General features: G+C 67.4%; 30 protein-coding genes. 5 read left to right on the top strand and 25 right to left on the bottom strand.

Annotated features, from left to right (window positions below):
• Positions 1-37 precede the first annotated feature (37 nt).
• The 4 genes from FCN18_RS32275 (at position 38) to FCN18_RS32260 (ending at position 5,615) form a co-directional block, all read left to right on the top strand.
• Positions 38-883 carry a GP88 family protein gene (locus tag FCN18_RS32275; RefSeq protein ID WP_137096875.1) on the top strand — a complete coding sequence of 282 codons (846 nt, stop codon included), beginning with the start codon at positions 38-40 and terminating at the stop codon, positions 881-883.
• Between the two features lie 49 nt (positions 884-932).
• On the top strand, positions 933-3,476 hold the full coding sequence (locus FCN18_RS32270; protein ID WP_137096874.1) for a helicase HerA domain-containing protein: 2,544 nt from the start codon (positions 933-935) through the stop codon (positions 3,474-3,476).
• Positions 3,477-3,604: 128 nt separating this feature from the next.
• The gene (locus FCN18_RS32265) at positions 3,605-4,648 is read left to right on the top strand and encodes a replication-relaxation family protein (RefSeq protein ID WP_137096873.1); all 1,044 of its coding nucleotides are present in this window, start codon (positions 3,605-3,607) and stop codon (positions 4,646-4,648) included.
• Positions 4,649-4,652: 4 nt separating this feature from the next.
• Positions 4,653-5,615 carry a C40 family peptidase gene (locus FCN18_RS32260; RefSeq protein ID WP_137096872.1) on the top strand — a complete coding sequence of 321 codons (963 nt, stop codon included), beginning with the start codon at positions 4,653-4,655 and terminating at the stop codon, positions 5,613-5,615.
• A gap of 103 nt (positions 5,616-5,718) precedes the next feature.
• Here the strand turns inward: FCN18_RS32260 and FCN18_RS32255 are convergent, their stop codons facing one another.
• From FCN18_RS32255 to FCN18_RS32135, 25 genes are all read right to left on the bottom strand, one after another.
• Positions 5,719-5,922 carry a hypothetical protein gene (locus FCN18_RS32255; RefSeq protein ID WP_137096871.1) on the bottom strand — a complete coding sequence of 68 codons (204 nt, stop codon included), beginning with the start codon at positions 5,920-5,922 and terminating at the stop codon, positions 5,719-5,721.
• 63 nt (positions 5,923-5,985) lie between these two features.
• Positions 5,986-6,282 carry a hypothetical protein gene (locus FCN18_RS32250; protein WP_137096870.1) on the bottom strand — a complete coding sequence of 99 codons (297 nt, stop codon included), beginning with the start codon at positions 6,280-6,282 and terminating at the stop codon, positions 5,986-5,988.
• A 139-nt stretch (positions 6,283-6,421) separates the two neighbouring features.
• The gene (locus FCN18_RS32245; RefSeq protein ID WP_158303209.1) at positions 6,422-7,231 is read right to left on the bottom strand and encodes a M48 family metallopeptidase; all 810 of its coding nucleotides are present in this window, start codon (positions 7,229-7,231) and stop codon (positions 6,422-6,424) included.
• On the bottom strand, positions 7,228-8,112 hold the full coding sequence (locus FCN18_RS32240) for a DNA-processing protein DprA (protein WP_137096869.1): 885 nt from the start codon (positions 8,110-8,112) through the stop codon (positions 7,228-7,230). Before FCN18_RS32240 ends, FCN18_RS32245 begins: the two co-directional genes overlap by 4 nt.
• A 62-nt stretch (positions 8,113-8,174) precedes the next feature.
• Entirely contained in the window at positions 8,175-8,975 is an 801-nt protein-coding gene (locus FCN18_RS32235; protein ID WP_137096868.1) for a hypothetical protein, read from the bottom strand.
• 133 nt (positions 8,976-9,108) lie between these two features.
• Entirely contained in the window at positions 9,109-10,314 is a 1,206-nt protein-coding gene (locus FCN18_RS32230) for a hypothetical protein (protein WP_137096867.1), read from the bottom strand.
• Between the two features lie 271 nt (positions 10,315-10,585).
• Positions 10,586-11,137 (bottom strand): hypothetical protein, encoded by a 552-nt coding sequence (locus FCN18_RS32225; RefSeq protein ID WP_137096866.1) that lies wholly within the window; start codon positions 11,135-11,137, stop codon positions 10,586-10,588.
• Positions 11,138-11,218: 81 nt separating this feature from the next.
• Entirely contained in the window at positions 11,219-12,064 is an 846-nt protein-coding gene (locus tag FCN18_RS32220; protein ID WP_206078024.1) for a Mom family adenine methylcarbamoylation protein, read from the bottom strand.
• 87 nt (positions 12,065-12,151) lie between these two features.
• Positions 12,152-12,721 (bottom strand): hypothetical protein, encoded by a 570-nt coding sequence (locus tag FCN18_RS32215; protein WP_137096865.1) that lies wholly within the window; start codon positions 12,719-12,721, stop codon positions 12,152-12,154.
• Positions 12,722-12,822: 101 nt separating this feature from the next.
• Positions 12,823-13,350 (bottom strand): hypothetical protein, encoded by a 528-nt coding sequence (locus tag FCN18_RS32210; protein ID WP_137096864.1) that lies wholly within the window; start codon positions 13,348-13,350, stop codon positions 12,823-12,825.
• Positions 13,351-13,463: 113 nt separating this feature from the next.
• Positions 13,464-14,666 (bottom strand): phosphoadenosine phosphosulfate reductase domain-containing protein, encoded by a 1,203-nt coding sequence (locus FCN18_RS39565; protein ID WP_228714242.1) that lies wholly within the window; start codon positions 14,664-14,666, stop codon positions 13,464-13,466.
• A gap of 219 nt (positions 14,667-14,885) precedes the next feature.
• Positions 14,886-15,500, bottom strand: a complete 615-nt coding sequence (locus FCN18_RS32200; protein ID WP_137096863.1) for a hypothetical protein — start codon at positions 15,498-15,500, stop codon at positions 14,886-14,888.
• Positions 15,501-15,606: 106 nt separating this feature from the next.
• Positions 15,607-15,990, bottom strand: coding sequence for a hypothetical protein (locus FCN18_RS32195; protein ID WP_137096862.1), 384 nt, complete (start codon positions 15,988-15,990; stop codon positions 15,607-15,609).
• Between the two features lie 91 nt (positions 15,991-16,081).
• A complete protein-coding gene (locus tag FCN18_RS32190; protein WP_137096861.1) occupies positions 16,082-16,888 on the bottom strand; it encodes a hypothetical protein in 807 nt (268 codons plus the stop codon).
• 47 nt (positions 16,889-16,935) lie between these two features.
• Positions 16,936-17,529 carry a hypothetical protein gene (locus tag FCN18_RS32185; RefSeq protein WP_137096860.1) on the bottom strand — a complete coding sequence of 198 codons (594 nt, stop codon included), beginning with the start codon at positions 17,527-17,529 and terminating at the stop codon, positions 16,936-16,938.
• Between the two features lie 164 nt (positions 17,530-17,693).
• Positions 17,694-18,278 carry a hypothetical protein gene (locus FCN18_RS32180; protein ID WP_137096859.1) on the bottom strand — a complete coding sequence of 195 codons (585 nt, stop codon included), beginning with the start codon at positions 18,276-18,278 and terminating at the stop codon, positions 17,694-17,696.
• Between the two features lie 53 nt (positions 18,279-18,331).
• Complete coding sequence (locus FCN18_RS32175) at positions 18,332-18,847, bottom strand: hypothetical protein (RefSeq protein ID WP_137096858.1); 516 nt, start codon at positions 18,845-18,847, stop codon at positions 18,332-18,334.
• A gap of 149 nt (positions 18,848-18,996) precedes the next feature.
• Positions 18,997-19,875 carry a hypothetical protein gene (locus FCN18_RS32170; RefSeq protein WP_137096857.1) on the bottom strand — a complete coding sequence of 293 codons (879 nt, stop codon included), beginning with the start codon at positions 19,873-19,875 and terminating at the stop codon, positions 18,997-18,999.
• Positions 19,872-20,390 (bottom strand): hypothetical protein, encoded by a 519-nt coding sequence (locus tag FCN18_RS32165; protein ID WP_137096856.1) that lies wholly within the window; start codon positions 20,388-20,390, stop codon positions 19,872-19,874. Before FCN18_RS32165 ends, FCN18_RS32170 begins: the two co-directional genes overlap by 4 nt.
• Before the next feature lie 179 nt (positions 20,391-20,569).
• On the bottom strand, positions 20,570-20,791 hold the full coding sequence (locus tag FCN18_RS32160) for a hypothetical protein (RefSeq protein ID WP_137096855.1): 222 nt from the start codon (positions 20,789-20,791) through the stop codon (positions 20,570-20,572).
• A gap of 82 nt (positions 20,792-20,873) precedes the next feature.
• Positions 20,874-21,098, bottom strand: a complete 225-nt coding sequence (locus tag FCN18_RS32155) for a hypothetical protein (RefSeq protein WP_137096854.1) — start codon at positions 21,096-21,098, stop codon at positions 20,874-20,876.
• A 168-nt stretch (positions 21,099-21,266) separates the two neighbouring features.
• The gene (locus FCN18_RS32150; RefSeq protein WP_137096853.1) at positions 21,267-21,503 is read right to left on the bottom strand and encodes a hypothetical protein; all 237 of its coding nucleotides are present in this window, start codon (positions 21,501-21,503) and stop codon (positions 21,267-21,269) included.
• A 37-nt stretch (positions 21,504-21,540) separates the two neighbouring features.
• Entirely contained in the window at positions 21,541-22,356 is an 816-nt protein-coding gene (locus FCN18_RS32145; RefSeq protein WP_137096852.1) for a DUF7178 family protein, read from the bottom strand.
• A gap of 14 nt (positions 22,357-22,370) precedes the next feature.
• Positions 22,371-22,658, bottom strand: coding sequence for a hypothetical protein (locus tag FCN18_RS32140; protein ID WP_137096851.1), 288 nt, complete (start codon positions 22,656-22,658; stop codon positions 22,371-22,373).
• A gap of 16 nt (positions 22,659-22,674) precedes the next feature.
• The gene (locus FCN18_RS32135) at positions 22,675-23,070 is read right to left on the bottom strand and encodes a hypothetical protein (RefSeq protein WP_030472522.1); all 396 of its coding nucleotides are present in this window, start codon (positions 23,068-23,070) and stop codon (positions 22,675-22,677) included.
• A gap of 1,898 nt (positions 23,071-24,968) precedes the next feature.
• On the opposite strand from FCN18_RS32135, the gene FCN18_RS32130 reads away from it, so the two are divergent.
• On the top strand, positions 24,969-25,394 hold the full coding sequence (locus tag FCN18_RS32130; protein WP_137096850.1) for a winged helix-turn-helix transcriptional regulator: 426 nt from the start codon (positions 24,969-24,971) through the stop codon (positions 25,392-25,394).
• Positions 25,395-25,411 lie beyond the last annotated feature (17 nt).

Here is a 25,411-nt window from a genome sequence, read left to right as displayed (position 1 = left end):
TAATCCGTTCACATCGAATCGCACCTAGGGGATACCCATGTCTACGTCACTGCCCATTTCCGCCACAGTCCGCCGGCCCGCTCGGCTCCTGACGCAAAACAGCGAGATGCGCCAGATCGGCGTGTGGAACTGGTCGCTGCCGGCCTGGGCCGGGCGACTGCCCGATGGTCGTACCTACAACACCTGTCCCAGCGCTGGAATCTGCGCTCAGGCGTGCTACGCGCGGCACGGCACCTACACCTGGCCGGTCGTCCGTGCCAAGCATCAGGCGAACCTCGCCTACGTTCTCGACGACCTGGCCGGCTGGCAGGCCGCGATGGTCGCCGAACTCGGCGCGGCGAAGTTCCGCGGCGCGTGGATCAGAATTCACGACAGCGGCGATTTCTTTTCCGACTCCTATCTTCAGGCTTGGCTGGATATCTGCCGAGCTCGATCCGACACGAATTTCTACGCCTACACCAAAGAGGTGTCCCGATTCCGGACGCTGGTCGAGCCTGACCCGCCGCCGAATTTTCTGTGGGTCTACTCGTATGGCGGGACACAGGATGCCGCGCTGAATCCTGCCGTCGATCGGGTCGCGGATGTGTTTCCCGACGAGTCCGCGATCACCGAGGCGGGCTGGGCCTCGCAGGAAGCCAGCGACCTGCTCGCGGTCCTGGGCCCGCGGCTGGTCGGTGTGCCGGCCAACCGCATTCCCACCTATCTCAAGCGGCTGGCCGGGCGCCGGTTCTCCGAGTGGCAAGCCGAGGTCGACGCCGACCGCGCCGCCCGCCGAGGCCGCCGGCACCTGCGGCTCGTCGTCGACAACACCCGCTCCGACCACAGCCAGCCGCCCACGGCCGAGCCCAGCTCGATGCCGGGCGACCAGCCACGGGCGGCCTGACCGCAGCTCGCGCCCGTCCCGTCGACCGCTTTGCGTGGGGAGGTCCCCGATGTCCTGGCCAATCACCACCACACCCCTGTCCACCCTGGTCCCTCCGCGGGTCGAGCAGGCCGCGGAGGTCCTCGCCTCACCGGTCGGCGACTACCTGCGTGACCCGCTCGGCGCGTTCCAGAACGTGCTGGCGCACCTGCGCGATCTCGCCCTCATGTGGGGCCCGATCGTCGGGCCGGTGCTCGCGGTCGTCGTCACCGCAGCGGTCATCGCGCGGCGCCGGTGGCGCCGCCGCTACCACCAGCGCCTGATGACCGACGCCCGCGCGGTCACCGTGCTCGCGCCGCCCATGGTCGACCCCACGGGCGCGATCACCGTGTGGTCCAACCTCGTCGGCCTCCTGCGACCCGGATGGCTGCGCCGCTTCGGCGGACAGCCGCACCTGGCCTTCGAGCTGACGTTCACCGACGACGGCGTGCAGATCCGCCTGTGGGTGCCCGGCCTGGTGCCGCCCGGCATGGTCGAGCGCGCGATCGAGGCCGCCTGGCCCGGCGCGCACACCCGCACCACCCCCGCCAAGCCCCCGATCCCGACCACGGCGGCAGCGGGCCGGCGCGTCGAAGCGGTCGGCGGCGAGCTGCGGCTGGCGCGCTCGGAAGCCCTGCCGATCCGCACCGAGCACCCAGCCGACCCGATCCGGGCGATGCTCGGCGCACCGGTCGGGCTGGGCCCGCACGAGCGAGCCTGCGTGCAGATCCTCGCCCGCCCCGTCGCAGGCCACCGCGTGACCAAGGCGCGCCGCGCCGCCCGGCGAGTGCACGCGGGCGGCTCGGTCCACCTGGTCGGCCGGCTGCTCGACGCCATCACGCCGGGCAAGACCCCGAAGCCGTCGACCAGCACGCGGACACCGGGACTGGATCGGCAGACCAGCCTGGAGTACGCCGCCCAGGACCGCGCGGTCGTGGAGAAGCTACGGGCGAACCAGTTCGAGACCCGCATCCGCTATGCCGTGGCCACCACCGTGCCCGAGGACGCCACCTCGGGCGAGGTCCAGGCGGTGCGGGAGGTGCTGCGGGGCCGCGGGCACGCGATCGCCTCGGCGTTCGCCGCCTACTCCGAGCACAACTACTACCGCCGGGTCCGGCTGCGCCGCGATCCGGTCGCCGTGCTGGCCGAACGCCGACTCGGCAAGGGCGACCTGCTCTCGATCCCCGAGTTGGCCGCGATCGCGCACCTGCCGATCGACGAGTCCACACCCGGCCTGCAGCGGGCCGGCGCGAAAGCTGTGCCGCCCCCACCGGGCATCGCCACGACCGGCGAGCAGATCAAGCCCCTGGGGCTGTCGGACTCCGGGCACTCCCGCCCGGTCGGCCTGCACGTCGCCGACGCCCGCCACCACCTGCACATCCTCGGCGCCACCGGCTCAGGCAAGTCCGAGCTGATGGCCCGGATGATCCTGGCCGACGCCGAGGCCGGCCGCGGCGTCGTCGTGGTCGACCCCAAGGGAGACCTCGTCTCCGACATCCTCATGCGCCTGCCCGAGGAACTCGGCGAGAAAGTGGTGCTCTTCGACGCCGACTCCCGAGCCCGCCCACCGGTGCTCAACCCCCTGGAGGGTGCTGACAAGGCCCGCGCGGTCGACAACCTCGTCAGCATCTTCTCCCGGATCTACGCCTCGTCCTGGGGGCCGCGCACTGACGACATCCTCCGCGCCGGGCTGCTCACGCTGACCGCGATGCCCGGCACGCCGACCCTGGTCGACCTGCCCAAGCTGCTCACCGTGCCGGCGTTCCGGCAACGAGCCTGCGACCAGATCGACGACGAGGTCCTCAAGGGCTTCTGGTCCTGGTACGACGACCTGTCCGAAGCCAGCCGGGCGCAAGTGATCGCGCCGCTGATGAACAAGGTCCGCGGTTTCCTCTTGCGTCCCTTCGTCCGCGCCGCCATCGCCGGTGGTCAGTCCACGGTGGACATGGACGAGGTGCTCAACACTGGCGGGATCTGCCTGGTGCGCATCGCTCGCGACGCGCTGGGAATGGAAACCGCGCGGCTGGTCGGCTCCATCGTCGTGGCGCGCACCTGGCAGGCCGCGACTCGCCGAGCTCGCGTCCCGCAGCGTCAACGCCGCGACTGCGGCCTGTACGTGGACGAGTGCCACAACTTCTTGAACTTGGCCTATCCGTTGGAGGACATGCTCGCCGAGGCCCGTGGTTACCGGCTCTCGATGGCGTTGGCGCACCAGTACCTCGGGCAGCTACCGAAGGAGCTCGAAGAGGGCATCAGCACCAACGCCCGCAGCAAGATCTTCTTCAACGCCAGCCCCGAGGACGCCAAACGCCTCGCACGGCACACCATGCCGCGGCTTTCTGATCACGACCTGTCCAACCTCGGCGTGTACCACGTCGCCGCTCGGCTAGTCCTGGGCGGCGAGGAAGCGCCGCCGTTCACCGCGGTTACCGAGAAGCTCCCGCCCGCGATTCCCGGACGCGCCAAGGCAATCCGCAAAGCAGCCAGGGTCAATACCCGCCCGCCCGTCACCGACGCCGATACCGCAACGCGCCGCGCCGATCAGCCCACTGTGGACCCGCGCCGCGCGGCCTGACCCGGCAGATCTCGTTCTCCCGCAACGCATGCGGGCTCACCTACTGCGCACGTCCGCTCCGGTGATGCCCGCAATGCGTTGCCCCTCGCCTTCCCCCATTCCGGCCAACGCCTGGGAGGTGCCTACCCATGATCTCGAATCCCACGCCTCAGAGGGCATTGCGCGGGCACATGCCCCAGCGCCCCACACCACGGGCGGCCACCACCGGGGAGCACCACGCCCAGCTCGCCGGGCGGCTCACCCTCCGGGACCGGTGGCTGGCCCGGATGCTGAACGAACACAAGGTCTTCACCACCCAGCAGATCGTCGAGCTCTGCTACCCGACCATGCGCGCGGCCAACCACCGCCTGCTGGACCTGTTCAAGTGGCGCGTCGTCGACCGCTTCCAGCCGTTCGTCAGCTCCGGCACCGCCCCGATGCACTACGTGCTCGACATCGCCGGCTCCGTGGCGCTCGCCTACGAGGACGGTCTGGACCCCAAACAACTCGGCTATCGCCACGAAGACGCCATCGGCATCGCCCACTCCCTGCGCCTCGCGCACACCGTGGGCGTCAACGGCTTCTTCACGAGCCTCGTCGCACTGAGCCGGGAGCCCGGTGCCCGCGGACGCCTGACCGCGTGGTGGTCCGAACTGCGCTGCGGCCGGCTCTTCGGCGACATGGTCCGCCCCGACGCCTACGGCCGCTGGCGCGAAGACGGCCACCAGATCGAGTTCTTCCTCGAATTCGACTTCGGCACCGAGGACCTCGGCAAGCTCGGCCGCAAGCTGCACGGCTACGAAAAGCTCGCCACCGCAACAGGAATCACCACACCCATCCTGGTGTGGCTGCCCACCAACCGCCGCGAAACCACCGCCCGTCGAGCACTCGCCGACGCACTGTCCCAGTTGGACCGACCAGCGCTCGTGCCCGTAGCCACCAGCGCCGCAGATGTCGCAGGCGCGGCCGGCGAGGACAACCCCGCAGCGGCGCGCTGGTTGCCAATCTCCGCTCCGGCATCACGACGGCCGGGCCGGCTGCGCCTCGTCGAGCTCGCGCGGCTCTGGCCCCACGTCGACCCGCCCACCGCGGCGCCGTCCTCGACCTCGCCCCAGGCGCAGCAGGCGCCCGCGGAACTGGCCGCGCCGGACCCGCTCCCGCCACCCCTTCCCACCAGCCGCTTCCGGAGGTGACCCCATGAAGATCGCCGTTGCCGCTGTCGCGGCCATCATCGCCATCCCCATCCTCATCCTCATCGGAGGTGTCGGCAAAGCCATCGTCAGTGCGCTGTTCGGCACAGGTGGCACCGAACCGAGCCAGGCCGCGATCGCCGAGATCCCCAACGACTACCTGTCGCTCTACCGCGCAGCAGCCTCCGTGTGCCCAGGGTTGGACTGGACGATCCTCGCCGCGATCGGCGACGCCGAATCCAAGCACGGCCGCGGATCCGGCGAAGGCATCGCCGAAGGCGAGAACTACATGGGAGCCGGTGGACCCATGCAGTTCCTCAAGCCCACCTTCGACGGCGTCATCGCACGCCACACGATCCCACCCGGCGGCTCGAACCCGCCCTCCCGCTACAACCCACACGACGCCATCTACGCCGCCGCGTTCTACCTGTGCGACTCCGGCGCACAGAAAGACATCCGCAAGGCCCTGTTCGCCTACAACCATGACGAGGAGTACGTCAACGGCGTTCTGGCACAAGCAAAACGCTACGGCAGCGCCACCGTCGGAACCGGCGACTGCAACAAGATCCAGGCACCCAACCCGGCCGCAATCATGGCAATCAACTTCGCCTGCGGCCAACTCGGCCTCCCGTACGTCTGGGGCGGCAACGGACCCGCCGGCGGACATGCCGGCTTCGACTGCTCCGGCCTCACCAAAGCCGCCTACAACGCCGCTGGGATCAACCTGCCTCGGACAGCCCAGACGCAGTACAACGCCGGTCCGCTGGTACCCGCGGGGCAGCCGCTGCTTCCCGGCGACCTGGTCTTCTACGGCACACCAGGCAATGTCCACCACGTCGGTCTGTACATCGGTGCAGGAAAGATGGTGCACGCCCCGACCTTCAACCAGCCCATCAAGATCGCCCCCTACCGCTGGTCGGGAGACGACTACCTGGGAGCCACACGGCCAGTTACGGATTCCCGTGTCTAGCAAGGAGTTCTGGGCCGTTTGACGACGGCGGTGGACCGGCAGCATCCATAATGTACGTCAATGCTGCCGGTCCCACCTCGTCGACATAGGCACCGCACCCGTTTCAGTTCGGCGGCAGGCCCTCCTTCAGGACCCGATGAAACAGCTCGGTGATTCTGCCCGCTTCGGGCTCGGACGGCACGAGCCTGGAGCCATACCAGCAGTAGCCAGGCGGCGGCTCCAGCTTCGCGTCGGAGTGGGCGCTGTCGGGCGAATCAGCCGACAGTTCCGCCCACCCGTCACGTCCCGGCCAGTCGTCGTGATCCATGGCGTCCTCCGGTGACCGGGACGCTTTTCGGACGCGGTACCGACGTGCCTATGGTGGCTGCGCTCACGAATCGTCGCCGGTGTCCGAGTCGCTGGTGTCCGCGCCCTCCAACAGCTTGTACACGTTGCTGCGTTGCATGCCGACTTCCTTGGAGATCCGCAACCGCGGAACCCCGGCTGCGTCGGCAGCGAGTACCGCTTCGCGCCGCTTCTTCCTGGCTTCGCGTTGCTTCTTCAGAAGGCCGTTGATCTTCTCTTCGAGCTTTGCCTGTTGTTCGCGAGCGTCCTCCAGCTGCTTCTTGATCCCTTCGACCTCGGCCCGGCAGGCGCGAAGTTGAAGGACTTCCTCGGGCTCGCTCATGGGGAAGCCTCTCTCGCTCGCCGTCATCGAGCCATGGCCGATGACGCTCCGTTGTCGCGGTATGTCTATCACGCATGTCTATCAGTCCTCTTGCTAGGACAGCCGGTGTGGTGTCTTGTATCCGCATCGTGGGTGACCGCTACGCATTCTTGTAGCGCGATACGACTGGTCCGTGCGGCTCGAAGTCACCCAGCCAGGCATGGCGCCCGGCCTCGGCGAGCTCGTCCTTCCGTTGCCGCCAGTCCGGCATCCAGAGCGTCATCTGGCGCTGCCAGGCTCGCCCGTGGGGCTGCCCGCTGGGGCGGGTGGCGTGGGCTTGCTCGTGCACGAGGACGTACTCGATCAGCCGCAGCGGTAGCCCGAACACGGCCCAGTGCAGGGCCGTGGTGTGCTTGGGCGGGCCGTGGTAGACGCCCCAGCGGCGCCGGCCTAGGTCCCGCACCTGGTAGCGCAGGCCCTCGATCCGACCCCGTCGTTCGTACTCGCGGCCTTCCCGAACGGCCCAGGCCAGCCCTTCCTGCCGGTAGAGCCCGGTGATCGCGCGCCGGACCCGGTCCGGGCGCTCCCGCCGCGCGTACAGGATGTTGTCCGACGCGAGGACAGGTAGCTGTCGCCCGTTCGTCGTCAGGCCGGCGTCGACGAGTTGGAGCCGGTAGCGCTGGCCGAGCAGGTCGAAGATCTCGCCGTCGACGAACTGCTTGACCGGGTGGTTCGGCGCCAGCCGGACGGCTGTTTCGACCTTCTCGGTGATCCAGCGTCGGTGGCCGCGGACGAACCGGACGACCTGGTCGGGGCCGGCCTGCGGCGGGATCAGGACGGTGACGGTGCCGCCGGGCTGGACCTCGATGCCGAGAGAGCGGCGTCGAGGTCGCAGCGCCACGGTGACCTGCCACTCGGCGGGCAGACAGAGCGCGGCGATGGCCGCTGTGTAGACGTCGGGGCCGTTCACCGCAATCCCTCCTGGTAGGTGATGTGAGCCGCGGAGCTGATCGCGGTGGCGTCCCCGGTGCGCAGGAGCTCGTTGACGCCGGCCGAGGCGGCGGACGTGATCGGCCCCGGTACGCCGTAGACCCGCCGTCCGAGGTGTCGGGCGGCGCGGGCCGTGGTTAGCGCGGCACTGCGCTGTCCGGCCTCGACGATCACGGTCGCGGCGGCCAGTGCGGCCAGTAGACGACGGCGAGCAATGAACCGTGCCCGCGTCGGAAGTGCGCCGAGGGGGTACTCGCTGACCAGCAGCCCGCCCGTTCGGACGATCTCGGCGAACAGGGGCGTGTGCGCCATCGGGTAGTCCAGGTCGACCCCGCAGGGCAGGACCACGACAGCCGGGCCTTCCGCAGCCAGTGCACCGCGCAGGGCGCTCTCGTCGATGCCGAAGGCACCGCCGCTGACGATGGTCACGCCGGCCTGTGCCAGTTCGTAGGCGAGATCCGCGGCGACAGTGGAGCCGTATCCGGTGGACACGGCCGTGCCGGTCACTGTTACGGCGGTGCGGGTGAGCTCGGCGAGGGATGCCGAGCCACGTGTCCACAGCGCCAGCGGTGCGCCCAGGCCGTGGCCGGCCATGCCGGCGAGCCGGCCGAGCGGCCAGTCGTCGTCCTCGGGGGTCACCAGCGTGGCGGTCCCGGCGTCGACCGGGCGGAGGGCGTCGTCCAGTCGCGGATCTGGCCGGGTGATCTCGGCCAGGACCGCGGGCGGGGCAGTTCCGCCGCGGATGCGCTCGACGGCCTCGACGGGCCCGTGAGCGGCGACGAAGTCGTGCACTGCGGGTGCGGGCGGCTCCGCGGCGTACAGCAGGAACAAGCGTGCGTGCTGGGGGTCGGTGAGGGGCATGGTGCAACTCCTTCGGTGTGGGAAGGGATGGCAGCCCGAGCCGGTATCGGTGGACGCGGCTGTCAGCGATCGGTGCGGTGGTCGTGCAACGGGATCGGCAGGCTGTGGCCGATCAGCTCGCGCCAGCGCCAGTCGCCGGTGTGGATGAAGGCGCCCGACGCGGCGAACCGCATGGGCGGGGCATCGGCCGGGCGGGCCACGTGCCGGCCGTGCTCGAACAGCAGGTACACCCCCGGTGCCTGATCGGAGGGCTCGCGGACTCGCGCGAAGGCGGGCAGCTCCCGGTCCTGGCCGAGGCCGAGGATGGTCACGTGCCGGACATGGGAGGACAGCCCGCCGTTCGGGCAGTGGATCGGTCCGGTCAGGATCTCGGCGGGCAGTCCTTTGCGGACCACGGGGATCTCGATGGTGCTGTCCCCGATGTTGGGGATCTGCTCCAGTGCCGTGACGGCCCAGGGGGTGTCGGTGTAGGCGGGCAGGAGCTGGTAGGCCGGGACGGACAGCGATCGGTAGCGCACTCTGGTTTTCGTCTCGGCGGGAAGCCTGCTGAGGACTTCGTCGCGGAGCCTGTTGATCCACGTGCACGCGGGGCTGGTGTTCCAGTCAGCCGTTTCGTCCGACTGGTACTCGTAGCTGTCCAGCAGCCTCAGCACCGCGACCGGGTGGAACTCGTGGTCGGCCAGGGCCGCCGTGTAGTCCGGCGGGTCCTCGTGTTCGCGGAGCACGCCGATGCTGCGGTAGTGCTGCTGGAGCAACATCTGGCCGGCCAGTGTGGCGTCGTCGCGTGTTGCGATCATGTCGAACTGGAGGCCAGCGTTGACGAGTCCGTCGATGTGTGCGGTGTGCAATTCGAACGGAGCCATAGCGGTATCCCCTTTCGGAACAGGAAGATTGCGAAACTTCGGCGTGGCGCAGCGCCGGAAGTCGATGTGCCGCAGGCGAAATGCTGCGGACGAGGCGGGAAGGTGAGCTCGTGCATCGAGCCCAGCGCTGCCGCTAGGACGCGCTGGTGAACCGGGATCGAGTCAGGGCGTGCCGCACCACGTCAGCCGCGGCCTCGCAACGGCTTTCCAGGCGAGCGAGCAGCGTGTCGGTGTGCGCGGCCCAGGTGTCGTCGAAGCGATCCATGGACTTGTCCAGCGCTTGGGCCGGGGCCACGGTGTAGAACTCCTCCATGGCCGGGTACGCCCCGTCTTGACGTTGGCGCACCCACAGACGTCGGTGGACGTCCCGATCGCCGTCGCGTACCGGTGCGCCCGCGATCTGCTCGTGGCGTACCAGCGGCACGCCGACGAGGTCGCTCATCTCCTCCAGCGCGGCGTACACCACCAGGTGGCCGCCGAGCAGGACGCGATCCACCGAGCGGATCGCGTTGGCGGGCGCGAAGTAGAAGCGACGCACGCGGTAGATCGCCCACGGCATCCTCTTCATCCGCGCGGCAGCCAGCTTGACGGGCTCGGTCACGCGGTCGCGTTGCAGCCGGCTGATCAACGACTTGCCAGGACCGAACAACCCGGATCGGGGGTTCAGTGCGGTGCACACGTACTCGTCGATGATGTGCTGCGCGGCCTCGGCCGGTAGGGTGGCGAACCGGGCGAGCTGCTCGGGCCACCCGGCTTGGCAGCCAGCGTAAGGACAATGGCGGCAGCAACTTTTCGGCCACACCACGCCGAGTTCGCGGTACAGGTAGTCGATGCAGTCCTGTCTGCCCCATCCCCACTCGTAGATCGGGTAGGTGGGAATGCGTTGGCCGCCCATGGAGTACGCCGAGTCGCGTGTGATTCTGGTGTACTCGTTGACGTTGAATCCGATCGCGTGGATGTACTGTTGGTCGCCGAATTCCTTGGCACGCCAGGCATCCTGGGGCCAGCCCTTGGCTTTCTGGCTGCATTTCCGGACGCCACCGAGTTGAGGCATCGTTCCGGTTGCCCGGTTTTCGTGTGAGAGCTTGTAGGCGCCCTCCAGGTGCAGCCGGTACGGTTGGCGCGTGTCCTGCAGGACCGCGACGCCGTCCTTTTTGGTCGGTCCCTTGCGGGCCACCTCAACCAGGCGCACGTTGTGCTTGCGGAGCAACGGGAGGATGTGCCGCTCGACGAGCTTGCCGGTGGTGCTCCATTCGTCCCCGGTCTGTGCGATGACGACGACCAGGTTGGAGTAGTCGGGTGCGATCGTGTCGGGCCGGGCGTTGGGGTCGGTGAGCATCCGGTAGATCCCGGCGGTTGACTCTGCTCCCATGCCGTACGACCACGCGTACGGCATCAGCTCGGTGTGGTGGATTGGGTTGGTGTCGACGTGAGTGGAGGCGTCGGGTGCTCTCCTTTCCATGTTGTCCTCCGTGCGTTGTTGTTCTGCGGACGGGTATTCGTGTGGCGGAGGGGCGGCAGCACCAAGCCGGCGGCCGGACCCCGTTGGTGATCAGCGGGGTCCGGCTACTCGTGGCATGGTTTGGCTGGCGCGCTCGGGGCTGGCTGTTTCACGCTCCGGCGTACTTGCATTGGACGATGTCGCCGTCGTGGCGACCGTCGCAGGTGATCTCGCCGAGCTTGCGGTTGTTGACGGCCAGCTTGTGTCGTGCGATCGCTTCGAGGTCGTCGATGGTCGACCCTTCCAATGCTTCGTGGTGCTGGCGGCTGTCGTCGTCGAGTGGTTTGCCGGGGAACGCGGTGGCCCACATGCGGAAGTACAGGCCCGCGGCGTGTGACCGCAGCGGGGCACGCAGACTGATGTCGTGGCACAGGCAGCACACCTCGGCGGCGGTGCCCGGCCGCGTGTCCGCGTCGTTGACCAGGCGCTCCAGGAGTTCGCGGCAGTGCGAGCGGTAGACGAACTCGGTAGCCATGAGTTTGTGTGTGGCTACGAGAAGGGGAAAGCTGTGATAGAGGAGGTCGCGTTCGGACGGATGCCGCCTCATGGCCCGGCGAATCTCGTCTTCTGCCCAGTCGAGTTGCTGAAAGACCTCTTTCAGCAAGCTGGTCACCTCACGCAGAATGTCCACTGGGGAGTAGTTCTCGGCTGTTTTGGGCATGGCTGAGCCCCTTTCTTTGTGGTGAATTGCGGTGGCGTTTCGGGTGGCGCGGCAGCGGAGCTGTCTGGCGGTCGAGCTCGGTTACGCGGCGGCGAGGCGTGGCTTCGGGTACGGGCCGGTGGCCATGCCGATGGTGGTGCGGGTGCGTTCGCCGCGGGTGCGGCCGAGGCGGATCGCGTACCGGTGGTTGCCGGGGTGGCGTTGGCGACGTGCTCCGATTGCGCGCAAGGCGGTGGCGAGCCACTGCGCGAGGTCCTCGTCGGGGTGAGGTGGTGCGGCGCCGAGCGTGACGAGTCGGGCCACGACGCCGTTGCGTCCGCGTTCGCCGCCGGTAACTTTCGCTTGTGCGCGGGCGGTCAGCACCGTCGCATCGGGTAGCAAGGTGAGGGTGCGGCGGGTGGACCGGCCGAGGTAGTCGAAGTTCAGCGCCTGGTACACGATGCCGATGTGCCCAGGCTTGATCATCTCGGTCCGCCCCTCGATGATGCGCCAGCGTGGAACGGGGTCGGCAAAGCTCACCAGCCCTCGCACGCCGTGTTCGGCGGCACGGGCGAAAACCCTTGCACAGAACCACGATTCGCCGTTCATGGCGACGCTGTCCAGCAAGACCAATCGGGACAGTTCGAGCGATTCCTCGTTGGGCACCAGGGTGGGGAACGGGTTGGTGAGGACCTGGTTGCTCATCGGGATGCCCAGGGCGACAACGCCCACCAATTGCGGTTCGTACGCGTGCAAGTCGAACAGCCCGAAGCGGTACTTGGTGGCTGGCCAGGCGGCCGAGTAGTGATGACGAACGCAGAACTCTTCGGCCAAGATGCTGTCCAGTTCGGACACACTGTAACGATCGGGGTTGAACGTGGGGCCGGCTGTTGTGCGCCAGCGGTGGGTGCCGTTGCGCCACCGCTGGGTGAAGCCAGGGGTGGACATGGTTGGTCGTCCCTCCCTTCGAGGGGTGGCAAGGGTTGCGATATCACCCCCTTTGCTGGTGTCTGGTGGTTGCTGGGCGAGTTGCTGTCACGTCGCGGCTTGCGGTCCCGCGGACTGGTCCTGGACCCACGGACCGAGCACTGCGGTCGGTGTCTTCGCGCGACGGCGGCGTTCGCGGCGCGCGGCCTGGAGGAGGTCGAGCACGCGCTGGCCCTTGACCTCGGCCTGCTCCCGCAGTGCCGCAGGGCACTGGTCGGGGATCGTGACGAGCTCGGCCCGGAGGTCGACCTCGATGGTGATGCGGCGGACCATGGCGCCCAGGCCCTGCTTGCGGACGAACAGCCGCGTGCGGGCCTGTACGCGGTGGTCGATCGGTGCCAGCAGGACGTACTCGTTGCGCCACGAGTACTCCGCGACGTTCGGCGAGAGCCGGACGCCCGTGGGCTTGGTCGTGCCGACCGGCACGGCGCGGTTCAGGAGCGGGGCGGACGGGTTCTGTTCGGATCGGGTTAGCGCGCGGTGGAACGGGTACCAGCCGGGTCCGTAGACGATGCCGAAGTCATCGAGTATGTAGGACCAGGTGCCCAGTTCCAGTTCGAGGCCGTACATGTCGAACTCGTCGTCCGGTGCGACGGTGGGTGGGCTGTAGTGGCGCATGCGTGCCTCCTTCAGTTCGGTGTGATGGCAAGGGGTGTGAGCGCGGGTCGATCACGCGCCCGTGGCAGCGAACGGCGCTGGTGGACGTGTTCGCGGGGTCGTCAGAGGATGGCGGGCAGCCGCCAGGTGATGGGCCGGATCCGCAGGGGGCGCCTGTCGGCGTAGGACGCGGCGAGGTTGCCGTGGTCGGTGACGACCTGGTAGCCGTCCTGCCACACGGCGAACCACGGCTCGGCGGGCGAGCCTTGGCGGGCCGCTGAGTCCGGTGCCGGCGCCATCGTGGCGTCCAGCCGCCGCGGGGTAGAGCGGTAGTGGTCGAGGCGCCCGGCGACCATCGGGCAGGCCGTGATGGTGTAGGCGGCGCACTGGGGATGCAGCGGGGGTTCGCTGGTGCACCGGCGCGATAGGTCGGACAGCCGCATCAGCAACACCAGCCGGTCGGCATGGGGTCGGCCGCACACGCCGCACCATCGGCGCAGCAACGCGTGCTCCATCCGATCGCGGTTGACCGAGCCGAACAGATACCGGCCGTCGGAGGTCCGAGGGGTGATCCACGGGACCACGAGACCGCCGACCGTGGGCAGATGGGCCAGCCAGGCGGGAATCGGGGGGACGGATGTGTCGGTCATGACGTAGCTCCTGTTCGCTGGGGGTTTGCGTTGAGGCGCACGGGAATGGCCGAGTCCCGCAGATCCATGGGATTGATCAGCGGGACCACCCACGTGCCTGCGCCGAGCAGCGGTCAGGCAGCGCGGAGTTCGAGCCGGACGGTCTGGTTGTGGCAGCGGTAGAGGGCGCGCGGGTCCAACCAGTCCTCGTCCCGGCCGTCGTCCGGGACGAGGCCGACGGCGGTGGGTAGACCGGTGTCCGGGTCGGGCTCGGTGAACACGGTTCCCGACCCGAGCGTGATCTCCTCCCCGACCGCCGGGGTCGTCGGCGCTAGGCCGCGGGTGAGGTCACCACAGTGGACGGACGGCCGAGTTTCCAGCACGACGGCGACTAGTCGGCCGCGGGAACCGACGGGAGCGGACTCGAAGGTGACGTAGTCCTCGCTGTCCGGCCCGGTGCACAGGAAGATGGTTCCGTAGCGGTCGGTGTGCCGTTCGAACCGCGGCCACCAGAGCTGGCCCTGGCCGAGCTCGACTACGGCGGCGTGCTCGGCGCCTTCCAGGCTGACCGCGCTGCTGGCCGCTGCCGCGGTGATGATGTCCGACATGGACATGTCGTTGCGGAAACGGTGGCCGATCTCGGTTTCCAACGTGGCGTATTCGGCGGCAAGATCCGGTCGAAGCTGCGCGGCACGAATCAGATCGGCGCGGCTTGCGAGCACGCACAGCGAGCACGACAGTCGGGTCATGCCCTGGTCGTACGCCGGGTGGTATGGAACACCCGATTGGCGAATGCGTTGCCACACCTGGTCTTCCGTCCAGTCGTGAATCGGCAGCCAGGTGTCCACGATGCGGCGTCCGCTGCTGGCGGCCTCGTCGCGGCTCAGCGGCGATTTCCGTAGCCTGGCGCGTGATTCCTCCGCGCGCAGGCCCATGCAGTTCAACACGCGGGCCGGACGGTCCAGATCGCCGAGCTCGGCGACCAGTTGCGTGATGATCTTCCTTGCTGGGCCTCGCTTCTGGTCCGAGGTGCAGTAGCGCGCCGAGGCCGACGGCCACTTACCTCGGCGGCAAACCTGGTCGAGCAGCAGGCCCTGCTCACGGTGGCGCTCTTCGTAGCGCACCCCGTAATGCTCGGCCTGCGTGCGCGCCAGCTCGCTGGTTCCTGGCCATTCGACGTGTCCGAGCGCGCAGTGCAGGACGGTCACGCGGTCGAGTACGCCTGCGCGTTGCGCGAGCGTGCAGACCACATCCAGCATGGCTTGCGAGTCCTTGCCACCGCTTGAATTGACGAGGATGACGTCATAGGCGGCGAGGTCCGGCGTGTCGGCGGTCAACGTGTGCATGAGTCACCCCTTCATCGACGAGAGGCAGAGATGCGGATGTCCAGAGCGGACAGTTGCGGTGATCTGATTACGGCATCCATGGACGGGAGCGGTGTTGTCCTTGGCATTGCGGACAAGCCAGGACTCGGTGTCGTCGAGGTCGATCGGGACACGGATCTGGCGGCCCGTCCGATCGGTAGAGGACGACGTGGATGCCTACGACGGTGTTCGTTACTGGAGCGAGTTTCGGCTCTGGCGTGAGCCGTGATCGAACTCGTCCAGAAGCGTGGCCAGTTCGTCAGCGTCGGCTTGGTCCAGCCAGGAATCGGCGTTGCCGGGCCACCATTCGTCTCCGAACTTGGCCTGGCCGTACTGGTTGAGGAGCTCGATGACGCGCTCGGCCGATGTCCTGGGAGTGCTTGTGCTGCAGTCACGCGCAATCGCGGCGGTGATGTCTCGGTGATCCGTGCTGCGGTAGCTGGTGTCGCGGTCGGTTTTGGGTGTCCAGCCCAGTGCGGCGAGCAGTGGTCGGATGCCGGGCCACCAGCCGCCGGGGAACTTGCGGTATACCCATTCCTCGGCGGTGTACCGGTCTTCGTCGTTGGTCGGTCGCGGGACCACGATCGAGATCGGGCGATCGGTGTACAGGTCGATGGTGATCACGAGGGCACGGAACGTTCCGATCGGCGCCGTGCCGAGCATCGCGTCGCTGGGCGCGGCGTTGAGCAGGGTGACGTGGTATCGGGTGGCGTCTCCGGGCGCCCACCACGCCCAGCGCGGGCGTTCGGTGGGGTGGTTTATCTCGGCGATGAGTTGTCGCGCGTCGCGAATGTCGTTGGTAGTCATGAGGGTTCGTGTCCTTCGAAAACGGTTCAGAGCAAGAACCGGCGCGATGCCCTCGCTGTGGGGAGGTATCGCGCCGGTCTTGTGTCTGGGTGAGGTGGGTGGTGTGTCAGGCGTGGCCGTGTCGGCGGAGGGCGTGCTGGACGGCGTTCGTGATCGAGTCACCGTTCGCCTGCGCCGGTGCGTTCTTGTAGAGCGGCCAGGACCACACGCAGTCGCGGCTGTCGCAGTAGATGCGAACGTGGCCGTCGTCGTTTTCCTGGAGTACCAGGGGAAGGCGGTGTCGCCGGGGTTCCGGCGGCGGGAGTGTCGTGCCCGCCAGGGTGAGCCGGGAGCCGTCGGCAAAGCCGACGTCGACGCCGAACTCGGTGAGGTGCTGTGCAACGTGGCCGACGAGGTCTTGCGCGTTGACCTTGCCGACCGTTGAGCCGGGACGGGTGGGATCTTCGAGGTAGTTGTGGACCAGATCTTCCAGCGTCTCAACCAGAATCATCGGTAGTGCCTTTCGTAAGAGAGCGGGATTCCGTAGAACTGCGGAGGATGCGTGCGCTGGACAGGCCAAGGGGGAACGGGCGTTGGTGCGGCTACTTGTATTCGCGCTTCCACCGGGATTCGACCTTGGGCGCCAGTTCGGTGCGTAGGTCGTCCTCGGTCCGCCCGTGCTTCGCGGCCAGGGCGGCCAGAATGAGCTGGGCGTCCTCGCGGTAGTCGGCGATGGTGTCCCGGTGCCGAGCGATGTCGGCCCTGGACAGGTGCCGGGCGTAGGCCAGCGCGTCCGCGTAGGAGCGGCGAGCCGTGAACTCGGTCTCGATCTGGCCGTATCCCTTGGTGCGCAACGGGGTTCCGTCCGGTGCGGTGATCGCTTTCGCGGCCTTGGCCTTCGCGCGTTCGGCCTTCTCCGCTTCCCGCGCGAGCTGCTCCGGGGTCTTGATCCGGCTGGGCCGCTTGCGGACGTCGACCGGCGCGCTGGGGTAGCACTCCGTGCACGCGGCCTCGCCGGCCTGCTCGACAATCTCCGCCTCGTCGTGCCCGGAGAGCTGGGTGAGCCAGGCGAACCGGGTGGACGGGAAACAGATGCGGCAGGCGGTAGTGCGGTGCACGTGGCCACCGGTGTTGAGGACCAGCCAGGCGCGGGTCCAGCCGCCCCGGCGTTCGAACTCCGCATCGAGGGGGCGCGCGGCGGCCTCGCACTCGGCGATGGTCTGGCGGGCCTGCTCGATCCTGGGCCGCAACTCGGTCGCGTACTCGGCCATGCCGTCGTTCACCAGGCGCTGGACGCGGGCCGTGAGCGCGGTGAGGGTGTCGTTGGCCTCGGCGTGCTCGATGTCGAGCCGGGCGAGCTCTTCGTCGATCTCGGAGGGGGTTGCGGTTGTGGGGTCGTCGATAGGCATGGGTGTTCACCTCGGATCAGGTACGGGTTCGGGCCAGGTGGCGCGGTTCACGCGGTGACGGGCGCGAGCGCGCGGGGTGGCAGGGCGGTTGTGGTCCAGCCGTAGAGGTCGAAGACCTGGCGGGCGTGGGTGCGGCAGTAGAGGTCGAAGGCCCCGCCGCGGCCGGCGTGGGTGGCGCGGCGGTGGCAGTAGCGCGAGCTGCGGCCGTTGCCGACCTCGGTTTGCCAGGTGCACACGCGCAGCCGGCGCATGCGGATGACCAGGCCGGGCCCGCCGTTGACGCCGACCCAGCGGCCTCCGTCGACGTCGGTGGCGTGCCAGACGTAGCGGGTCCACATCCCGCCGGACGGGGTGTAGATGCGCCGGCCGTACTGGTGGGCGTCGGCCGGGTCAATCGTGGCCAGGTGCCCACCGGGCCAGGTGGTCAGCGTCCGGCCGTCGGTGGACACGTAGGCGACGAACGTGTTCGCGCGGGTCATGGCCTCGCGTTCGCGTTCGTCCGAGCACGGGTAGCACCTCGTGGCGCCGGTGGCGGGGTCGATGGCGTAGCCGGTCGCCCCGGTGCCGCTGGTGTCCGGGGTGGCGGGGTGGCCGCAGTCCAGAACGTCCGCCATGGCGGCGGCTGTGCGGGTCGTGGTCATGGCGGTATCGGTCCTCTCAGGCCGGGTGGTTGAACGGATGCGCGCACGAGCGCCCGCCGGGGCCGGCGGACGGGAATGGGAAGGTGAGCGAAGGCCGGTGGTCACCGGTGTCCCAGGGCTCGGCGCGGCCACGCGGTGGGCGGCCGAGCCGAGCCAGGGGTCGATCAGTGCCGGCGCCCGAAGGTGGTGAGCAGCCGGGCGAACTCGGCCACGCGGTCGTGCGGGACGTGGACGGTGAACACGGAGTCGGAGGTGCCGGGCCGCACGGACACGCGTCCGTGGACGCCTGCGTCGACCGTGCCGAAGTGGAAATCGGTGTCCGGCTCGTCGCGCTGCACGCCGAGGCTCGCGGCCACGGTCGCGGCGAGCTGTTCGCGGGCGGTGGCGGTGGCGTCGCTGGCGTGCTTGGCGTCCCAGGCCGCGGACAGGGCGGCCTGGTAGTTCGGCAGCAGGCGGCGCCGGATCTCGCGGGCGATCCTGTCCGGTGGCTTGGCCTCGTCGACGGTGATCGTGTGGTCGCGCCGCATGCCGGTCGGGACGTGGTTGCGCAGGAAGCCGAGATAGCCGGTGATGATCAGGCGGCCCTGGTCGGCCTTGCGGCCGGTGCTGGTGCCGTCGAACAGGTCGAGGACCTGATCGTTCGGGCCGGCCAGATGCGCCTCCGAGCCGTCGGCGGCCTTGCCGGTGTAGGCGTGCCAGCCCTGCCCGAGGTGGCCGGCGATCGTGTGGGCGAGCGTGAGCGTGGTCATGGCGTGCTCCAGTGCTGTGTGGACGGTCGCGGTGAATCGAGCGCCGGGGTAGCTCAGCCAGCGTGAGCGGGTTTCTTGGCGTACTGCTGTTCCTGTTCGCGGACCCAGTGCTGAACGCTGGCCGCGTCGACCTGGGAAAACATCTGGCCGGTGATCTCGCGGCGACGGTCGGAGTTGCGCAGGTAGAAGGAGCGGATGCGAAGGATCTTGGCCACCCGGAACAGGTAGTCGGCGAAGTCGGTCACGTGCCCCTGCTCGGTGGTGGCTTTGTCCAGGCCCTTGGCGATCTTGCGCAGGGTGCGGACGATCGTTTCCGCGCGGTCGAGGTCCACCAGGTAGGGCTGGTAGCCGTGGGAGAAGCCCCAGGCGTGTTCCTCGGAGGAGTCGAGAAAGGCGGTGATACGGAAGTCGGCCAGCGCTGCCTCCTCCGGCACGCGGTACTCGCTGGCTGAGTACAGGTGGCCTTGTTCGTCGACGGAGACCACCGTGGCGACCAGGTGACGTGTGTTGCGACCGTGGTGGTTGTCGTCGAGGGTCAGCAGCAGGCTGTACGTGCGATCGGTCGGCATGGCTGGTGTCCTTCCTGATGTCGTGGCCAGGCAGAGAAAGAGGGGTGTGACAGGGCCGGCCGACCGTCCACAGGGAACGGTCGGCCGGCGGGGAGCGCGTCCGAATCGGCCGGTTCAGACGCGCCGGATGGTGATCCGCTGGTATCGGCTCAGCGGGATTCGGTGATCCGCGACAGGGTGGCCAGATCGACGACCGGGCCTCCCCAGTACCGGACCTGCGCGGGTTCGCCCTGGCGTCCCCAGACGGAGAGCTGGGCAGCGGGATTGCTCGGCCGGCGCCATACCGCACAGGTCCGGCTGCCGTTCGCCCGCCGCTTCCCGCGTGCGTCGCAGCGGTAGACCTCGGCCGGGGAACCCCAGCCGGCCGCGCGCATGTGCTCGGCCACCTGCTCGAAAGTGGCATCGAACGGGATCGCGGACGTCGCCGGTCGCGTAGTGACCGGCTCATCCTGGTCTGCCGCACCGTGCGGCGGGGAGGTGATCACAGCGCGGACCTCGCGCGCCTCGCACAGCCGGCCGTACCGGCTCGAATCGGCGTAAGCCAGCCCATGGGGCCCGGTGAACCACAGGGTGATCCACTCCGCGCCACGCTGCCAGCCGCGCCGGTAGCCCCGCCGGTCGGACAATTCCGTAATCGGGATCGGCGGCAGCGTGCCGTCCAGGTCCCGGTCCGGGCGGGGTGTCCATCCGTGCGCGTCGAGATCGGCATGGATGCTCGGGTAGGCCATGTCGGTCGCCCGCGCGTCCGCGTAGCCGCGCGCCGCGCGGGACAGGGTGTCCGCGCGCTCGTTGAGCTGGGCCGTGAACCGGCGCAGCCGGTCCGGTGGGATCGGCTGGGAGCTGTGCGCGTCGTCGGTGAGATCCGCGACCAGACACCGCACGTCCTCGGCCAGGCCCGCCAGCTCGGCGAGGCTGGCCGCCTGCAGCCGGCTCACCCCTTCCGCGGCATCGGCGCGTGCGCGTTCGGAGTCGGCATCCGCACGAGCCGCGCGCAGCGCGTCGGATTCGGTCGGGTGGTGCGCAGTCATGACACGAGCTCGCTGTCACGGGAGGTGTTCTCGGCGAGAACGCGGTCGAGCTGGTCGAGGAAGTACTCGACGTCGGAATTCGGCCGCATGGCGTCCACGCTGGGCATGTAGTCGGGCGAGTCGACGCGGTAGGTGTAGGTGGAGTGGTCGCACTCGCAGCATTCCGGCGCCGTGACCGGCCAGAGTTGGCAACCGACATTGAGTGAGGCGGTCGCCAGCGCACGGTCATGGAACGTCGACGCCGTGTAGGTGGCGATAGCCGTCACGACCCGCGCGTGCGGGAACCGGGCGAACAGCTCCGCCAACACGTCGTAGTGCGCGTGCCAGCACGCGGAAATGGTGCGTCGTCGCCCTTTGGGGCCGGTGCCGCTGCCCGACCAGGACGCGCTGCCCTTGGCGCCCGTACCCGCGCTGTCGAGCGTGCGGAGGGTGAACCTCGCGCGGGGGCCCGCGCGGTTGCTGCGGTCCTCTCCGGTCCGAACGGTCAGATTCCCGTCATACAGGGAGTCGGACACGTCGCGGACGACACTCTGAACATCGCTGAAAGACACGCCATACACAAACATGACCGAACTCCTTTACTTGCGAGGTGATGCTTTTCTCTGGCGTGCGCGCGGATGAGTCGAAACAATTCACAACGAGAACCGTTGCAACCATTGCGCGCTGTCCAATCCTTTGTGCCGCACCGATGGCGCTAGCTCACGCCTCGAATGCGATACCGCGCTTTCACTTGCGCGGCGAAGCCGTAGGTGGCGCTGGTACTCACGCTCACGCGCTCGACAACTTCCGCGCCGTTTTCGCGTGCCCATTTGCGCGCCAGTCGGCCGGCCGTTTGAGAGAGGCCGCGAAGCTGTGCCCCTTCAGTGGTGACCACGATCAGGGTGTCGTCTTGTTTCCACACGTGCGAGTACCACATTTGAGTCTCCGTTTCCGTTGTGTCCCAGCGGTTACGGCACGGCACGCGAGTCAACACGCGTGCTGTACCGATGGCGCTGGATTCACTTCACAGTGCGCAGGAACGCGCCTTGACTGGGCTTGCAGCCTGTGAGCGTGCGCGCGAGGTAGCTGTTGGCCTCGCGCTTGCTGTAGAACACCGTGATGCCCGTGATGCCGCGCGAGTGCCACGCGTGGCTATCCGTTGTCACGACCTCGTAGCGCGTGACCTTGCGCGTGGCCGTGATGGTCCACTCGTCAAAACACGCGCCGTCCGATGGGTCGACCACCGATCGGTTACCGATCGACCCGCGCGCTTTGCGTGCTGTGTCCGCCTGTACGTACCGGTAAAAGGTGCGCCACTTGTACGACAGCGAGTCAGAACGCCGTGCGTCGATTGTGAGCCTGTAGCTAGGCATACCTGCCTTTCCTTCCCGTTTGGATGGACCACTGACCGGTCAAGCGGACAAGTGAGCGCGTAGCAGCTTGAACGCGCCATCGAACGAGCGTCGGACACCGAGCGAACGCCGACCGATTCCCTGTTCGGTCGGAACTTCCGCTACGTAGTCGTCCTGGTTGACAATGCGAATCGCACCGAAATACCCGCTGCTTCGCTTCCAGATCTCGAATCCGCGACCAGGAATTCCCGGATCGGGGCAAATCTCGTACTCGATGAAGAATTCCATCTCGGTCATGATCTCGTCCTTTCTACGTTGACCCATTCCATCTGCTTTATGCGGCTGACTGGTAACCCGTGCCGGGGCAATTGGCGAGACCGGGCAGATGGTTGGTTCGGAAGTCGTTCCACGCGCGCTCAGAATTCGCGCGGGCCCGGTTGCGTCCCCTGTCCAGTCGGGTGGGGCCGCGCCGTTGCTCGGCTTGCTGGTTGAGCCGTTGCCGTACCAACCACGTCACTGCTTGCGCCTGGTGTGCCGAAACCCGCTTACCCACGCGATCGGAGATCAGCTCTGCAGCTCGGCGGTACAGGCTCACCACGTGGTCGTAGTGCCGGCGGCTGACAGAGCCGTCCTTGCGCCGGAAGCCGTCGACCGGCGCCGCGTCGTATTCGTCGGAGGTGAGCGCGCGACCATGCGCCACAGACAGCGCGTGCCGATCGATCACTACGCGCGGCGCGTCCGGATCTTGGTCTCCGCCGAATTCGATCAGGTGGGCAAAGTCGCGGATTTTCGGACCGTTGAGGATGTCCTCATACCGTTCACCGGCGAGCAACCGGTCAGCAGCGTTTTTCTGGCCAGTCGTGGCGAACATCCCGGAACCAGGTCCGCCGATTCCCTTACCCTCGCGCAAGACGCGAGCGGCATTAAGGACGTTGCCGATCCATCCCTGTTGTGGTGAGTAGATCGCGAGCATTCCGGCGCCGAGATGTGCGTCCCCGTTGGCGATGACGGTTGCCACGTGATGCGCGTCGGCATACCAGCGCATTCCTTGCGCGATTTCGTCGGGTGTGGCCTGTTCCCAGTGCCACACGATGTTTTCGTGGCTCACAGGGTGCGCCCGGAACCATGGGTGATCGCTGGGAACAGGCATTCTCTATCAGTCCTTTAGGTGTGATCCACGCTCACCAGCGAGTCGTCCCACAAGCGGGACCATCCCGTTTGTGTGGAACGTTCGCCGGCGGTTCGTACGTATTTGTCCAGAGCGAGCAATTCGCGTCGCACTTCTCCGACGTCCAATTGCCACAGCTCACGGGAGATCTCATCCCGCACACGGTCAAGGTCAATCGCGCCCGATGATGCGAGGGAATACAGCGCGGACGACATACCGCCGTGCCAATCGGACGCGATACGCCGCGCTTGCCCGTCGCTGATCATGACGATGACTGCATTCATGGTTTGCCCCTTTGATTCACGCCGCGACCGTGACCGGTATGGATTCCATGGCGGAAAAATCGAAAATGGCGAGCTGCGCGGTTTCCCGCGCGAGCGTCATTGCCTCGGACAGGTCTGCGGTCACGACGGAAACGTCCAGGTAGACGCGACCGGTCGCAGGGTCACGCCATCCGCCGAGAACGCGACCGGGCAGCGAGAGCGCGTCTTTCGCTTGCCCGATGTATTCGTGAAGATCGTTACTGGTCACGGGGCCGTCGAAAACGCGTTCATGTTCCGGGTGTACGGCAACCGCGTAGCCCGTGCCGATGTCGGAACCGTCGTTCGGGTTGACGGAAAATCCGCCGTCAGGAACTGACAGAGCGTCCGCCATGGCGCTAATCCGGGCGGACCAATCGATCAGAGTCATAGTCATGGCGGTACTCCATTTCGTGCGAGAAAAGTGGTTGACCGGCAGTGATTCAGGCCAGTTGTGAACTGGCACCGAAACGTGCAACCCTCACCGTTGTGAGATCTCCGCAAAGGGGACACATCCTGTATCCGTGCAATACGGCACTACTCGCGTGATGAGGGTTGCGCGTTCCGATGGCACATTCCCTGAATCTTTAATGCACTGTTGGGATAAGCCGTTATGTCTAGCGCGCAACGCAAGGAACCATGCCCGTATGGGTTTGGCGTGCTATGGGCAGGCGAGAGCGACGCTCTCAAGCCAGAAAAACCCAATGTCGGCAACCGCCTAAAACAACCCCGAACGCCTACACATTGCGACGTTTTTCGGTGCTAGACCACCATTGACTTATCTTGGGGACACACCTGTGGCAGGCATGCCATTTATGCGCGCTACTCCGCTCTATAGCAAGAGCTATACAAATGGTGCTGCAAGCGCAGTTACTACACATTCCCTCTCGGAAATGAGCGTTTGGCTACGCGTCGTTCACCATTCCGCTCTGCACGGATTCGCTGCTGACCGCACGGCCCAAGCCGCTGCCCGCGCTATACGGGACTTAAGGTTGTTGTCGTTAGGAAAGTTGCCGTGGTGATCGACTCGCAGGGACGCCGTGCCCTGGTCCTCGTCGCCTCCTCGGTAGCTGTCCTGCTGACATGTCTATTAGACACCCAAATAGGACACTCTGCAAGAGGGAATGCCCCTGCTGTGACCTTGCCGTTACATGATCTTGTGAGAGTGCTGGTCAGGCGGTATTCGTGCCAGCAACGCGCGGCTGCATAGGGAGGCGAGCGAAGCGAGCGACCGGCGCGGCGGAGGCCCCAGCGGACGCGACCGGCGCGGCGGAGGCCCCAGCGGACGCGACCGGCGCGGCGGAGGCCCCAGCGGACGCGACCGGCGCGGCGGAGGCCCCAGCGGACCGGCGGAGGCCCCAGCGGACGCGACCGGCGCGGCGGAGGCCCCAGCGGACGCGACCGGCGCGGCGGAGGCCCCAGCGGACGCGACCGGCGCGGCGGAGGCCCCAGCGGACGCGACCGGCGCGGCGGAGGCCCCAGCGGAGCGGACAGCTCATCTCTTGCTTTGTGTTTATGGATGGCGAAATGCCAAGAAATGGCGAATCGCGAGCGTTGTTATTGGGCTATTTCACTCGCGCGATTCAAGCCAGGAGAACTCAAACAAAGTTCGAGTATTGACATGCGCTCGCAATTGTGCTTATCAAGCGCAATCGGTAATCGAGTGTGAATTGATACAAAGCATCGGATTCGATCGAAGTTGATCAGCGGCAAGTGCGCAGCAGGGGGGCTACAGCCGTGGCGACCGAGCAGCGAGAGACGAGGCAATGCGTAGCCGTCAGACGGCGGAAAGTGGGGTACGGGAGGATGGTGACCGGAGCAGTCGGGGTGACCATGGGATCATGAGTAACGGCCGGCGACCACCCACCCAAATCGACTGTTCACGTGCCTGCCGGCCACCGAGTCGGGCGCAGCATCGGTAGCCCCTGCGGGCTGGGTGACCAGGCGGTTCGCCGCGTCGGAGGGCTACCGCTCTAACAGGTAGCTGGATCGGACCGTCGTCCGGTAGGTGACCAGGACACTACAAGGTGATCACTGAACGTACTGTTGATCTACTAGATGGCCACTCGATGTGGTGACGCCAGTTCGCCCTAAGTAGAAACACGCTGCACGAGGTACCCCGTTTGACGTAGCGTTGACAACGCTGACACTGATCAACCGAGGGGGCTGGTGACGGACGAAATTATACGCCTGTGGCCAGAAAGGAGGCGATTCTAATCTTTGAATCTCAGGGCTCGCCTGTACCGCGGGGGCGGGGTGTAGGCGAGCCATCACGAACGAGTACGGGGGATATACATGGTAACGGGGGACGCTAGGTATCTAGCGCGGTCGCGGGATCTCCGTCACGTGCTAAACGGGGAATGGATCACGCACATTTTGGTGGCGTTGAGTACTGGGCCGCTGCATTACAACGAGCTCCATACCGCTATCCAGGACATGACCACGTTCGATCCGTGGACCGGGACGGTCCGCAGGATTCAGAGCCGGGCCTTGGGCCGGACCTTGCGGCGGATGGAGACCGCCGGCCTGGTGGACCGGGTCGAGGAACGGACGTTTCCGCGGTCGGTGGTGTACTCGCTGACTCCCGCGGGCGCGGATTTGCTGGTCCGGGCGCGGCCTCTGATCGACTGGGCGGAAGAGAACCTCGATCTGATCGAGCGTTTGCAGAAGGCGCCGGACGACGGCGATCAGCCGCAGGACGACGAGGATCAGCCTGACTGAGGTACCGCTGCACTGGC

The organism is Prauserella endophytica (assembly GCF_005146945.1).
GTDB classification, from domain to species: domain Bacteria; phylum Actinomycetota; class Actinomycetes; order Mycobacteriales; family Pseudonocardiaceae; genus Prauserella_A; species Prauserella_A endophytica.
This window is presented reverse-complemented; position numbering and strand designations above follow the sequence as displayed.